Here is a 12724-nt window from a genome sequence, read left to right as displayed (position 1 = left end):
GTCCCGCCAAAGGGGCTTCCTCACCTTCTTTAATGATGCAATATTTGGCTGAGAAAAAGCTTGGTCCGGTCATACTGCGGATTGGAGAAGAACTCTTCCGGCGAGTTCTGTTCCACGATCTCGCCGTGATCCATGAAGATGATGCGGTCGGCCACGGTGCGGGCAAAGCCCATCTCGTGGGTGACGCAGACCATGGTCATGTCTTCCTCGGCCAGGGAGACCATGACGTCGAGCACTTCCTTGATCATCTCCGGGTCCAGGGCGGAGGTGGGTTCGTCGAAGAGCAGGGTGTTCGGGTTCATGCACAGGGCGCGGGCGATGGCCACGCGCTGCTGCTGGCCGCCGGATAGCTGGCCCGGATATTTGCCCGCCTGCTCGCCAATGCGTACCCGCTCCAGATAGCGCATGGCCGTGGCTTCGGCCTCGCGCCGGGGCATGCGCCGCACCCAGACCGGGGCCAGGGTGAGGTTTTCCAACACGGTCATGTGCGGGAAGAGGTTGAAGTTCTGGAAGACCATGCCCACTTCGCTGCGGATTTTCTCCAACCCCTTGAGGTTGTCCGTCAGTTCCGTGCCGTCCACGGTGATGGTCCCTTTCTGATGCCGTTCCAGCCGGTTCATGCACCGGATGAGGGTGGACTTGCCGGACCCGGACGGGCCGCAGATGACGATGCGCTCGCCCTTGTGCACTTCCAGGTCGATATTCTTGAGCACGTGGAACTCGCCGTACCACTTGTTCAATCCCTTAACGTCGATGACCACTTGCGACATATCCATAGTGAAAACCCTTAACGATTGGTTTGGGGGCCGCGTTTTTCCAGGCTGCGGCCGTAGCGGCTCATGCCGAAGCAGATGACCCAGTAGACCAGGGCGCAGAACACGTAGCTCTCCACCTCGAACCCGAGCCAGAGCTGGTCCTGTGACGCGGCCTTGGCCATGCCCAGGAAGTCCAGCAGGCCGACGATGATGACCAGGGACGTGTCCTTGAACAGGGCGATGCAGCGGCCGATGAGCGCAGGCAGGACGTGGCGCACGGCCTGGGGCAGGACCACGAAGAGGGTGACCATCCAGGGCGCGAGGCCCAGGGCCTTGGCCGCGTCTATCTGGCCCTTGGGCACGGCCTGTAGGCCGCCGCGCACCACCTCGGCTATGTAGGCGGACGAGAACAGGATGATGCCCGTCTGCACGCGCAGCAGGTTGTTGATCTGTAGGTTGGTGGGCAGGAAGAGGGGCATCATCACCGAGGCCATGAACAGGATGGTGATGAGCGGTACGCCGCGTATCAATTCGATGAATCCGGTGCTCAGGGAGCTGATGCCGACCATTTTGGACTGGCGGCCCAGGGCGAGCAGGATGCCGAAGGGCACCGAGACAAGGATGCCAACGGCGGCAAGGCCCACGCTGAGCATGAGGCCGCCCCAGCGGGACTGGTCCACTTCCGCGAGGCCGGACCCGCCGCCCAGCAGCCACAGGGCGATGATGAAGAACAGGGGCCACAGCCCGGTAAGCACGCGCCGCTTGCACCTCCCGCTGACCGTGGCGGCAACAACGCCCGCCAGCAGCACCCCGGCGGCCAGCGGGCGCCACACCAGTTCCGGAGGATAGGTGCCGATGAGCATGACGCGAGCCTTGGCCGCGATGAAGGCCCAGCACGCGCCGGAGGTATCGTCGCAGATACCCGGCCCGCCGTACCATGTGGCGTGGACCAGGGCCCAGGAGACCAGCGGCGGCACGACCTTGATGATCAGGGCAAGGGCCAGCAGAGTGAGCAGGGAATTGAACCAGCCGGAAAAGAGGTTCTCGCGCAGCCAGTGGATGACGCCGGTGGAGGCCATGGGCGGCGGCGAGGAGGGAGTGGGGGTGAAAGTCTTTGTCTCGCTCATCGTTCCACCAGTTGCACCTTGGCGTTGAACCAGTTCATGATCAGGGAGAGGATGAGGTTGATGCTCAGGTACACGGCCATCCACATGCCGATGATCTCAATGGCCTGATCGTTCTGGCCGATGATGGTGCCGCCCACCGAAACCATGTCCGGGTAGCCGATGGCCACGGCCAGCGAGCTGTTCTTGACCAGACTGGTGTAGTCGTTTGTGGTGGCCGGGATGCAGACGCGCAGGGTCTGGGGCAGGATGACCTTGCGCATGATCGTGGCGGGTTTGAGGCCCAGGGCCTTGGCCGCGTCGAGCTGTCCCTTGTCCACGGACTGGATGCCGCTGCGCACGTTTTCGCCGATGAAGGCGGCGGTGTAGAGAACCAGCCCGAGAAGCAGGGCGGAAAATTCCGGCTTGAGCACCATGCCGCCCTTGAAGTTGAAGCCGTGCAGGACCGGGACATCGAAGTGGATGGGCTGCCCTGCGAGGTAGTAGGCGGCTGTGGGCAGGACCACGATCAGCCCCAGGGAGAGCCATCCGGCGGGGAGACCGCGCCCGGTGGCGTCGCGCAGCTTGCGGGAGCGGCGGACCAGGAGCAGGGACGCGGCCACGGCAACGGCCAGGGCCAGCAGAATCCAGCCGCCGCCGTCCAGCAGTTCCGGGCGGGGCACGTACACGCCCCGGTTGTTGATGAAGATGTCGGCAAGGGGGCTGAGGCTCTTCCGTGGTGAGGGCAGCGAGGCCAGGAGCATGGAGTAGCAGAAAAAGAGGATGAGCAGCAGCGGGATGTTGCGGAACAGCTCCACGTACACGGCGGCCAGCTTGGCCACCAGCCAGTTGGCCGAGACCCGGGCCACGCCCACCAGCACGCCCAGCACCGTGGCCATGGCGATGGAGAGGACCGAGACGAACAGGGTGTTCAGGATGCCGATGCAGAAGGCCCGGCCATAGGTGTCGGCCGGGGTGTAGGCCAGCAGCGTATCGTTGATGGGCATGCCACTTTCAACGGAGAGAAACCTGAAGCCGGAGGCGATGTTGCGTGCCTCCAGGTTGGCCTGGGTGTTCTGAAAGAGCTGCCAGACCACATAGAGGATCACCCCGACCACCAGGGTCTGGGCCAGTATGGCGGCCAGCGGAAATTTGTTTGTCGGGGCTTGCAAAATAAACGGCCTGTTTGTTTGAGAGATGACGCACCGGCCGGTTTGCCCGGCCGGTGCGTCGGATACTCGTAGGAGCCGGTCCTGCTAGCGGATCGGCATGGCGTAGATCAGGCCGCCTTCGGTCCAGAGGTTGTTGCGGCCTCTGGGGATGTTCAGCCTGGTATTGGGGCCGAAGTTGCGGTCATACATCTCGCCGTAGTTGCCCACGGCCTGGATGGCCCGGACCAGCCAGTCGTTGTCCAGTCCGATGAAGGAGCCGACATCGCCGGTGGCGCCGAGCATACGGCGGACCATCGGGTCGGTGGATTTGGCCTTCATGTCCAGGACGTTGGCCTGGGTAATGCCCTTTTCCTCGGCTTCGATGAGGCCGAAGAGGACCCAGGTGACCAGATCCTTCCACTGCTGGTCGCCGTGGCGGACAAAGGGAGAAAGGGGTTCCTTGGAAAAGACCTCGGGCAGAATGATATGCTCGGAGGGATTGCCCGAACCCGCGCGCAGGGAGGCCAGCTGGCTGACATCGGTGGTGAAGGCGTCGGCCCGGCCCGCCACGTAGGCGTTGAAGGCTTCCTTCTTGGATTCGAAGACCACGGTTTCCAGCTTGATTTTGTTCTTGCGGGCAAAGTCGGCCACGTTCAGCTCGGAGGTGGTGCCGGAGACCACGGCCACGGACGCGCCGTCCAGGTCGAGGGCCTTGGTCACGCCCAGGCTCTTCTTCACCATCAGGCCCTGTCCGTCATAGAAGAGGACCACGGTGAAATCCACGCCCTGCTTGCAGTCGCGCTTCATGGTCCAGGTGGTGCCGCGGGAGAGGTCGACCTGACCGGAGGAAACGGCCACGATCTTCTGCTTGGAGGCCAGCGGGACGAACTTGATGGCGTCCGCGTTCTTGAGCACGGCGGCGGCCACGGCACGGCCCATGTCCACGTCGAAACCGGTCCACTTGCCGTTGGAGTCCGGGGCGGAGAATCCTGCCACGCCTTCGCTCACGCCGAGGACCAGCTCGCCGTTTTTCTGTACCTTTTCCAATGTTCCCGCCAGGGCGGTGGAGGCCAGAGCCAGCACCGCAAGGATCAACATCAGTCTGCCGATGGTTTTCATTCTCTCTCCTCGCGTGGCCGGCAAAAGGGACGTCGGCCAGTGACAGTGTTACGATTACGTTACGGATGTGTTACAGATAGGCCCATTGCTGTCAATGAGCGGCTTTGGGGAAGCGATAACAGGCAACCGGGAAAGAGAGGGGAGGGAAACGGTCCTGGATAATGTGGTGCCGATACGAAAACCGGAAAACCTGTTGCGGCCGGAATGTGGAAGGAGGGAGGTGCGTCTGTCGTTTTGGTCCGGGGCAGACCGGATGGCCGCCCCGGACAATGACCGGCAGGGGACTATTCTTCCCTGGAAGCGGAAAGGCAGGCCGCGGTCAGCCGGTCCTTGATGTACTGCTCCATGGTGGCGTCGGCCTCGTAGAGGTCGAAACAGCGGGCATCCTCGCCCAGAAGCCCTCCGGGCACCTCGTCGCCCAGCCCTTCGGGGTCGTCCACCAGTTCCCTGTAGAAACAGACCGAAAGCCAGCGGTCAGCCGGGTCATCGTCGATGACGTCCACCATGGCGAAGAGGCCGCGCTTCTTCTGATTGGCGTGGGTGGCGCGCAGGGAGTAGGTGATGCCGGGCCGGGCCACAAAGGCGAGCTGAACGCCGTCCAGCCCTTGCAGGTGCGCCTTGAGTCCCAGATAGCTTGCCTTGGTTCCGTTGCTGTCTTCGGTCCAGGTGTCGAGAAATTCAGTAATCGCTTTTTCCGTGGCAGTGTCCATGTCTGTCGCCTCCGTGTGAGTGGTTGCGGTGGGCCGCAAACGTGCGGGCATTCCTTTGCCTACAGTGGATCGAAGGGAGGATCAAGCGTCACGACTGATTTTTATCAAACCGGAATAGTATACTTTTTCGGGAGGAAAGAGTGCCCAGGCGCGTTGACGAGGTGCAGCCTTACTTGACGGCGACCCAGCTGCTGAGGGTGGCGACCAGGGTGACCGCACCGGCCAGGATGGCCTGCTGCTCCCAGGGCAGGAACTGGATTTTTATGAGCAGGGGCGGGAAATCGAGCATTTCGGCCGTGGCGGAATGGACGGCCCGGAGCATCCCGATACCCCCGGCCGAGCCGAGGATGCCCTGGATGAATCCGCCGGTGAGCAGGGGCCAGCGGATGTAGCCGGGGCGCGCGCCCACCAGGGAGAGGATTTCCACCTCGTCCATGCGGGTGAGCAGCGAGAGTTTGATGGTATTGTGCACCACCAGGGCGACGATGAGGCCGAGGAAGCCGAGAACGGGCCAGAAGATTACCCGGGACATGGTGCGCCAGCCCTGGGCCAGGTCCGCCTGGAACGGGGTGTAGTTGACCTTGTCCACGCCGGGCAGGGTCTTGAGGCTGGTGAGCAGGGACTCGGTCCAGCCCGTGTTCTGCGCCTCGGGCGGCACGGCAAAGATGGCCAGCCCGGAGTAGGGCAGCGGGTTGTTGTCCGCCAGCCAGGAAAAATCGCCGGTTTCGCCCAAGGCCGTGGCCAGTTCGGTCAAGGCGTTCTCCGGGGTGAATGTCTTGAGTTCCGAGAGGTGGTCCATGGCCCGGATGGTGTCCCAGTCCTTGAGCACGGACTCGGCGGAAAGGTCCGTCTTCCAGTATATCTGGAACTCCACCTCGCCCCGGCTCTTGAGTATCTGCTGATTGACGTTGAACAGGCCCATGAGGATGAAGCCGGTGAGCAGTGTGACCATGGCCACGGCCACCAGGGTCAGGAGCTGGGCCCAGGGATGGAGCCGGAGATCGGCTATGCCGCGCAGGGTGAGGCGGAAGAACTGGGTGATCACAGATCGTCCTCCCCATCATCGTCGAAATCGTCGTCCAAGGGCTCGTCGTCGAGGGGGGCGTCGTCCGGGGGGATGGTGCCGTCCGCGTCGGCAATGCGGCCGTCTTGCAGGTGGAGTACCTGGGCGTCCGGCACGCAGTCCAGCACCTCGCGGCTGTGGGTGGCCATGATGACGGTGGTGCCGTATGTGTTGAACTGCTTGAAAATTTCCATGAGGTGCATGGTCAGGTCGAAATCCAGGTTACCGGTGGGTTCGTCCGCCAGGATGAGTTCCGGGCTGGAGACCATGGACCGGGCTATGGCCACGCGTTGCTGCTCGCCGCCGGAGAGACGCTCACAGGTTGAGTAGCTCTTGTTTTCCAGCCCCATGGCCCGGATGATCGCCCGGACGCGGCGCTCCAGGTGGGTACGGGCCATGCCGCGCACCTCCAGAGCCATGGCCACGTTGTCGAACACCGTGCGCCTGGGCAGGATCTTGAAATCCTGAAAGACCACACCGACCTTGCGCCGGAGCAGGGGGATGTACCGCTTCTTGAGATTGTTGAGCTGCACCCCGGCCACCGTGGCCCGCCCGCGTTTGAGCGGGAGTGCGCCGTAGAGGAGTTGGAGCAGGGTGGATTTGCCCGCCCCGGAGTGTCCGGTCAGGAAAAGGAACTCTCCCTTGCCCAGGGAAAAGGAAACATCCTTGAGCGCCCAGTACGCCCCGAAGTTGTGGGAGAGGCGATCCACTTTGACCATCATGGTATGGTCTGTACCCGCCCATGGCCCTTTTGTACAGGGTGGTGACGGCTTTGCATGACCGGGGGGGGACGAAAAAGGCCGACGCCATGCGGCGTCGGCCCGGAAGATCGGAGATAGAGAGGGCCTACAGATGAGCGGCCTGGGATATGGGCGGTTTGGAGATGACCACCATGTTGCGGCCGTTGTTCTTGGCCTCGTAGAGGGCCTTGTCCGCCTTGACGATGAGGTCGTCGTCCTTGGTCAGCGCACCGGCTTCCACCGAGGCTACGCCGATGGACGCCGTGACCGTGAAGACGTGCCCGTCGTACTCGAACTGGGTGGATTCGATGGCACCGCGTACCCGTTCGGCCAGCTTCCATGCGGCATTCTCGCTGGTGTGCGGCAGCAGGACCACGAATTCCTCGCCGCCGTATCGGGCCGGAAGGTCGGTGGTGCGGAACGTTTCGGTCAATATTTCGCCCACCTTGCGCAGAACCATGTCGCCCGCCTTGTGCCCGTAGGTGTCGTTGACCTGCTTGAAGTGGTCCAGGTCGAACATGAGCAGGGAGAGATCATGATTGTAGCGGCGGCGGCGCTTGATTTCGTAGACCAGCCGCTCCTCGAAGGAGTGGCGGTTGTAGATGCGGGTCAGGCCGTCGCGGTCAGCGCGCAGCTTGACTTCCTTGAAGGCGAGGGCGTTGCGCAGGGCAAGGCCGAGGTGGTTCACCGCCGAGCGGAAGGTTTCCACCTGATCCTTGCCGAGGCGGTAGCTTGCCTCGCAGAGAATGGAAAGACAGCCGAAGGTTTGGTTGCCCGCCGTGAGCGGCAGGCTGACCAGCCGTCCCTCGGTGGGCTTCATGCCGAACTCCGGGCGGCGCTTGGGGTCGATATGCAGGATGTGGAACCCGTTGATGGGGCCGCTGCCCATATCCGCGGCTGCGGCCAGCAACTGCTCGGACCACAGTCCTTCATTCTCCGGCGTCATCTTGCCGTTGAGGAAAATTTCCATGTCCGCCACTTCGGAATCCGCCTGATGGCTCCAGAAGACCGCGTTGAGCATCCTGATGGGCAGGACTAGCCCCAGGGTCTCCTTGGCGTTGAGCAGAATGGTGGACGGGTCCAGGCTCTCGGTGGCCGAAGCCAGAATCTTGTTCAGGAACAGAAGCTGGTCCGTCTTGCGGGCCAGCAGTTCCCGTTCCAGCATGATCTCCTCGGTCATCCGGTAGATGTCCGAGTACATGCTGGCCGTTTCCTTGGCGCGGAAAAGCACGTCCTGGACCTTGGGCCGGGTCAGCGGTGCGCGGATAACGGTGAGGAAACCCTCGCTCAGCACACGGTCCATTTCCAGGGTGTCGTCCGTTTCTTCCTGTATGAGGATGCGCTGGGTGGACTCGAATTCGCGGTACTGCTCCTGGCGGTCTTCGCCCAAGCCCTTCCATACCGACCAGGGAATCCAGGTGGTGGAGGGCTTTTCTTCCTGGTGCAGTGCCTTGGCACCCGGCAGGGAATCCGGTGCGAAATTACGCATGTGAAAACCGGGGCCGACGCTTTCGGCTATCTGCCGTTCCAGCTCGTCCGTCAGGCCCAGTCCCCACATGAGTTCCGGTCGCTTGCCCCGTTTCATGGTCTTCTTCTGCATGTCTCCGTCTCCTTGACAGTCAAAAAACCGACGCACTGGGCGTCCGCATGAGACACAGAGCAAGATGGGGGCCAATGTTTTTCCCCTGGCGGCAAAAAAAGAGGCAAACAGAGTTTTCCATAGGCTATCGCCACAGGATACCGGACCATTTTTTTGAAGCAGGAATACGGAACAGCCATATATAAAGAGGAATTATTTTCCTTTTGGTGCTGTTTCGGCCGCTGTTCCGCCAGGGCCGGGGGCAAAATCCATTGACAAAGCGGGTCAATGCGGTTTTTACCCAAGTATGCCCGAAGGAAAAAGAAGATGGGGGACGCTGGACCCTTTTTACGAGCCGGGACCGGTGCTGGGGCGCACGGTGGCCAACGTCCGTTTTCTGGATACCCTGCTGCGTGCCGACCCTCTTGATGAGTACTGTTTTTTCCTTGGTGATCAGGGCATAGGCGGGGCTCTCAGAGAACATTTGTCAAAGACGGCTCCGGCCCTGATCGACGCAGGGCGCATCCGCATCCTGGATCGCCGGGATCTGCCGGGCGTCCTATCCCGCGAGCGGTTCCATTGTTTCCATCTTTCGGACTGCATTGTCAGCCAACCGGCGCTGGCCCGGCTGCGCAACCGCTACGCCCCGGAAATCTTTCCCATCACCGGCATCATCCATTCCCTGAGCTACGCCAACTACGGCGGGCCGTTTCTGCGCCAATTGTGGCCCGGTGCCACGGCGCGCGATGCCATCGTCTGCACGTCCTCGGCCGGGAGCGAGGCCGTGGAGCGGTTCTTTGCCTGGCTGCGCGAAGGGTATGGACTGGCGGAGGACCGTTTTTCCGCGCCCACGCTGGCGCGCATCCCGCTGGCCGTGGATACCGAACAGATGGCCCCGAACCCGGAGCGCCCCGAAGGCGGGCCGGTGCGGTTGCTGGTCTTTGGCCGGCTCTCCCATCATTCCAAGATGGATCTGCTGCCGCTGCTGCGCGCCCTGCACCGGTTGGCGGCGGACGGGCTGGACCCCTCGTCCGTGGAACTGGTCCTGGCCGGATGGGCGGACGAGCGGGACGACTACCTGCCGATGCTCAAGGGGCTGGCCGCCAATGCCGCCATCCCCCTGACCGTCCACGCCCGGCCCACCGAAGCGGAAAAGATCGAGCTGTTCCGTTCGGCCGACATCTTCATTTCCATCGCGGACAATCCGCAGGAGACCTTCGGCATCACCGTGGTCGAGGCCGGGGCTTTCGGGCTGCCCTCTGTTGTTTCGGACTATGACGGCTACCGCGACATAGTGGTCCACGGCGAGACCGGGATGCTGGTGCCGACCATCGGCGCACCGGACACGCCGGACGCGGACCTGCTCGCGCCCTTGCTCTTTGACAACCAGTACCACCTGCTGCTGGCCCAGCGCACGGCCGTGGAGATTCCGGCTCTGGCCGAGGCCCTGGGCGCGCTTATCCGGTCCCCGGAGCTGCGTCGGACCATGGGCGGGGCCGCCCGGCAGCGGGTCTGCTCCCATTTCTCCTGGAGCGGGGTGATCCGGCAGTATCTGGAGCTGTGGGACCGCCTGTGGGAAACCCCGGTTGACCCGGAGGCCTTGCGTGCGGTGGATCATCCCCAGTCCATGCCCTATGGCCGTCTCTTCGGCCACTATCCTACCCGGCTGTTGGCACCGGGCACCATGCTCCGCACCGGTCGTACCGGCGAGGCCTTCTATCGGGAGAAGGATTTCCCCACGTTGTACGCGGGCATGGGGTGGACCATCCAGCCGGAAACGGCCCGGAAACTGGCTTTTCTGGCCCGTAAAGCCGTTGACAGCGGCACGCTGATGCGCAAGCTTGTCGGGCTGGAGCCGCATTTGGATGAAGCCATGGCGGAAAATCATGTGCTCTGGGCACTCAAGCATGACATTCTGGAAATCGTAAAGGAATAAGACCGCACCCCTTTCCGTGACGGAATGGGTGACGGAGGCGAATATGAAAGCACTCAGGGCATCGCGCATGGAGCGGTGCATCGGCTGCCATTCGTGCTCCCTGGCCTGTGCCAGGGTTGTGCACAAGGTCCTGTCGTGGAACAAGGCCGGCATCCGCATCGCTTCGGCGGGCGGACTCTCCACCGGATTTGAGGCCAAGGTGTGTCTGGCGTGCAGCCCGGCCCCGTGCGCCGAGGCGTGTCCCACCGGGGCCATGACCCCGCGCCGGGACGGCGGCGTCATGCACAAGGCGAACCTGTGTATCCGTTGCGGCAAGTGTGCCGAGGCGTGCCCGGTGGACGCCATCTTCCTGGACCATCTGGTCAACCCCTATGTCTGCATCCACTGCGGCCGGTGCGTGGCCTTTTGTCCGCACGACTGTCTCGAATTGGTGGATTTGCCCGAAAAGGGCGGGGAGGCGGCCGATGATTAGGGATTACTTCCGCGTCATGGTGGCCAACCTGACCACTGGCAAGACCAATATAGTGGAAATCGGCGGGCGTTCGGAATTTCTGGGCGGCAGCGGCCTTGCGGCCCTGCTGTATCGCAAGTACGGCCTCATTGACGCGGACTGGGACCACCCGGACCAGCCGTTTATCCTGACCATCGGGCCGCTGACGGGCTACTATCCGCTCATGAGCAAGACCTGCTGCGCCTTTCGGTCCCCCTACCATAACCAATACGCAGAGAGTTATGCGGGCGGGAAATCCGCTCTGTCGCTTCGGTTTGCCGATCTGGATGCGTTGGTGGTGGTGGGGCGTGCGCCGAGGCTGACAGCCTTGTGCGTGGGCTCGCGCCGGGTGGAGACCCGCGATGTGGAGTACATGCGCGGCTTTGACGCCTTGCAGGCGGGGCGTGTGCTGCGCAAAATCTTTCCCGGCTCCGGTCGCCGTTCCATCCTGCGCATCGGTCCGGCAGGCGAGAACCTCTCCGCCTATGCCTGCATCAATGTGGACACCTACCGCCACTTCGGGCGGCTGGGCGGCGGCACGGTCATGGGTGCCAAGAACCTCAAGGGTATCTGCATCCTGGGCGATAGGGGTTTTGATCTGCCCGAAGGCAAGGCGTATCCCAAGCTTTACCAGCATATTTTCGAGCAACTGACCACCACCGAGATGATGGCCAAGTACCATGGCGTGGGCACGGCCGTGAACATCAGCCCGCTCAACGCCCTGAAGAGCCTGCCCTGGAAGAATCTGCAACAGACCAGCAGCCCGGAGGCCGAGAAGATTTCCGGCGAAACCTTTGCGGACGATACCCTGCTGCGCAATGCGGCCTGTGCCGGTTGCCCGGTGGGCTGCATCCATGTGGGTTTTGTGCGTGAGCAATTCCAGGCCAATAATCAGTACCTTTACCGGCAGGTGGGGTATGACTACGAGCCCATCTTCTCTTGCGGTGGCATGTTGGAGGTCACGGACCCCGGCGAGGTGCTGCGCATCCTGGATGTCATCGAGAAGGTGGGGCTGGACAACATGAGCGCGGGCGTGGCCCTGGCCTGGTGCACTGAGGCCTTGGACAAGGGCGTCATCTCCGAGAAGGAGACCTTGGTCCGTTTCAACTGGGGCGATGCCGACACCTACATGCAGGGCGTGGAATACCTGGGCACCCCGCCTAACGATTTCTATCGGTTGCTGTCCCAGGGCACCATGAAGTGCGCCCAGACCTATGGCGGCGAGGATTTTGCCTGCGTGCTCGGCCAGGAAATGGCCGGATACGCCACGGGCGAGGTCTTCTTCGTGTCCGAGGCGCTCGGTTTTCGCCATGCGCATCTGGATGCGGGCGGCTATTCCTGGGACCAGAAGCATGAGGAGCGGGAGGCCGGACCGGCCTTGGATTTTCTGGTCAACGACGGCCGGGACCGCATCGTGCTCAACTCCATGGTGGGTTGCCTGTTCTCTCGCGGCGTCTACAAGGATGACGTCATGGCCGAGGCCCTGGACGCCCTGGGCTACGGCGAGCTGAACGGCAAGCTGAAGGACATCGGCAACCGCATCCAATGCGCTCGCTGGCGGCTGCGCATGGACATGGGCTATGACCCGGAAAAGGTCAAAATTCCAAAACGATACACCGAGATCACCACTTGGAAGGGGCCTCTGGACGTGAACTACCTGGAAGAACTCCGCGTGGGCTATGCTGCGCGCATCAAGGCCATGGGCGCGGACCCGTCCGGCGAGATCGATCCGGCGCAATACGACATGAAGAAAAGATAAAAAAACCGAACCGGACCGAAAAAAGGACTTGCCAACCATTCCGCGTTTCGGTACTTACTGCTCCTCGACTGCGTGCTCAGGTAGCTCAGTCGGTAGAGCAGGGGACTGAAAATCCCCGTGTCCGCAGTTCAATTCTGTGCCTGAGCACCACTTGGAATCAAAGCCTTCCATCGGATCCGATGGAAGGCTTTTTCGTGTTTTTCGGATCAGGATGATCCCTTTTTTGCGCAACGCGGTGATGAAGGCCGGAATTGCTGGGAATTGAATTATTGCCTCGGTGTTCATGCCGAGCTGCTGAGTCGCTGTCCAGTTGCATTGG

11 protein-coding genes and 1 tRNA gene are annotated in these 12724 nt (G+C 62.4%); 4 read left to right on the top strand and 8 right to left on the bottom strand.

The features are described 5' to 3' along the window. Positions 1–29 precede the first annotated feature (29 nt). The 8 genes from ACI0FG_RS16860 to ACI0FG_RS16825 form a co-directional block, all read right to left on the bottom strand. Positions 30–776, bottom strand: coding sequence for an amino acid ABC transporter ATP-binding protein (locus ACI0FG_RS16860; RefSeq protein WP_419786172.1), 747 nt, complete (start codon positions 774–776; stop codon positions 30–32). An 11-nt stretch (positions 777–787) separates the two neighbouring features. After that, the gene (locus ACI0FG_RS16855; RefSeq protein WP_419786171.1) at positions 788–1882 is read right to left on the bottom strand and encodes an amino acid ABC transporter permease; all 1095 of its coding nucleotides are present in this window, start codon (positions 1880–1882) and stop codon (positions 788–790) included. Next, a complete protein-coding gene (locus ACI0FG_RS16850; protein WP_419786170.1) occupies positions 1879–3030 on the bottom strand; it encodes an amino acid ABC transporter permease in 1152 nt (383 codons plus the stop codon). Before ACI0FG_RS16850 ends, ACI0FG_RS16855 begins: the two co-directional genes overlap by 4 nt. Positions 3031–3114: 84 nt before the next feature. After that, complete coding sequence (locus ACI0FG_RS16845; protein WP_419786169.1) at positions 3115–4128, bottom strand: amino acid ABC transporter substrate-binding protein; 1014 nt, start codon at positions 4126–4128, stop codon at positions 3115–3117. A gap of 284 nt (positions 4129–4412) precedes the next feature. Further along, positions 4413–4838 carry a hypothetical protein gene (locus tag ACI0FG_RS16840; RefSeq protein WP_419786168.1) on the bottom strand — a complete coding sequence of 142 codons (426 nt, stop codon included), beginning with the start codon at positions 4836–4838 and terminating at the stop codon, positions 4413–4415. Between the two features lie 169 nt (positions 4839–5007). After that, positions 5008–5883 carry a cell division protein FtsX gene (locus ACI0FG_RS16835; protein ID WP_419786167.1) on the bottom strand — a complete coding sequence of 292 codons (876 nt, stop codon included), beginning with the start codon at positions 5881–5883 and terminating at the stop codon, positions 5008–5010. Then, a complete protein-coding gene (gene ftsE, locus ACI0FG_RS16830) occupies positions 5880–6620 on the bottom strand; it encodes a cell division ATP-binding protein FtsE (RefSeq protein ID WP_419788408.1) in 741 nt (246 codons plus the stop codon). Before ftsE ends, ACI0FG_RS16835 begins: the two co-directional genes overlap by 4 nt. Positions 6621–6747: 127 nt before the next feature. Beyond that, entirely contained in the window at positions 6748–8241 is a 1494-nt protein-coding gene (locus tag ACI0FG_RS16825; RefSeq protein WP_419786166.1) for a sensor domain-containing diguanylate cyclase, read from the bottom strand. A gap of 286 nt (positions 8242–8527) precedes the next feature. Here ACI0FG_RS16825 and ACI0FG_RS16820 point away from each other — a divergent pair, with 286 nt between their 5' ends. From ACI0FG_RS16820 to ACI0FG_RS16805, 4 genes are all read left to right on the top strand, one after another. Beyond that, the gene (locus tag ACI0FG_RS16820) at positions 8528–10156 is read left to right on the top strand and encodes a glycosyltransferase family 4 protein (RefSeq protein ID WP_419786165.1); all 1629 of its coding nucleotides are present in this window, start codon (positions 8528–8530) and stop codon (positions 10154–10156) included. A 43-nt stretch (positions 10157–10199) separates the two neighbouring features. Next, positions 10200–10628, top strand: a complete 429-nt coding sequence (locus ACI0FG_RS16815; protein WP_419786163.1) for a 4Fe-4S binding protein — start codon at positions 10200–10202, stop codon at positions 10626–10628. Next, positions 10621–12405 carry an aldehyde ferredoxin oxidoreductase N-terminal domain-containing protein gene (locus tag ACI0FG_RS16810; protein ID WP_419786162.1) on the top strand — a complete coding sequence of 595 codons (1785 nt, stop codon included), beginning with the start codon at positions 10621–10623 and terminating at the stop codon, positions 12403–12405. Before ACI0FG_RS16815 ends, ACI0FG_RS16810 begins: the two co-directional genes overlap by 8 nt. 74 nt (positions 12406–12479) lie before the next feature. Then, positions 12480–12555, top strand: a tRNA-Phe gene (locus ACI0FG_RS16805). Positions 12556–12724 lie beyond the last annotated feature (169 nt).

Source organism: Pseudodesulfovibrio sp. 7M6 (assembly GCF_050058625.1).
GTDB classification, from domain to species: Bacteria; Desulfobacterota; Desulfovibrionia; order Desulfovibrionales; family Desulfovibrionaceae; genus Pseudodesulfovibrio; species Pseudodesulfovibrio salinus.
This window is presented reverse-complemented; position numbering and strand designations above follow the sequence as displayed.

What these genes read in the sequence shown, in the direction of transcription:
- ACI0FG_RS16860 (WP_419786172.1), bottom strand. Translation starts at nt 776, where the DNA reads ATGGATATGTCGCAAGTGGTCATCGACGTTAAGGGATTGAACAAGTGG.
- ACI0FG_RS16855 (WP_419786171.1), bottom strand. Translation starts at nt 1,882, where the DNA reads ATGAGCGAGACAAAGACTTTCACCCCCACTCCCTCCTCGCCGCCGCCC.
- ACI0FG_RS16845 (WP_419786169.1), bottom strand. Translation starts at nt 4,128, where the DNA reads ATGAAAACCATCGGCAGACTGATGTTGATCCTTGCGGTGCTGGCTCTG.
- ACI0FG_RS16840 (WP_419786168.1), bottom strand. Translation starts at nt 4,838, where the DNA reads ATGGACACTGCCACGGAAAAAGCGATTACTGAATTTCTCGACACCTGG.
- ftsE (WP_419788408.1), bottom strand. Translation starts at nt 6,620, where the DNA reads ATGGTCAAAGTGGATCGCCTCTCCCACAACTTCGGGGCGTACTGGGCG.
- ACI0FG_RS16825 (WP_419786166.1), bottom strand. Translation starts at nt 8,241, where the DNA reads ATGCAGAAGAAGACCATGAAACGGGGCAAGCGACCGGAACTCATGTGG.
- ACI0FG_RS16820 (WP_419786165.1), top strand. Translation starts at nt 8,528, where the DNA reads ATGCCCGAAGGAAAAAGAAGATGGGGGACGCTGGACCCTTTTTACGAG.
- ACI0FG_RS16815 (WP_419786163.1), top strand. Translation starts at nt 10,200, where the DNA reads ATGAAAGCACTCAGGGCATCGCGCATGGAGCGGTGCATCGGCTGCCAT.
- ACI0FG_RS16810 (WP_419786162.1), top strand. Translation starts at nt 10,621, where the DNA reads ATGATTAGGGATTACTTCCGCGTCATGGTGGCCAACCTGACCACTGGC.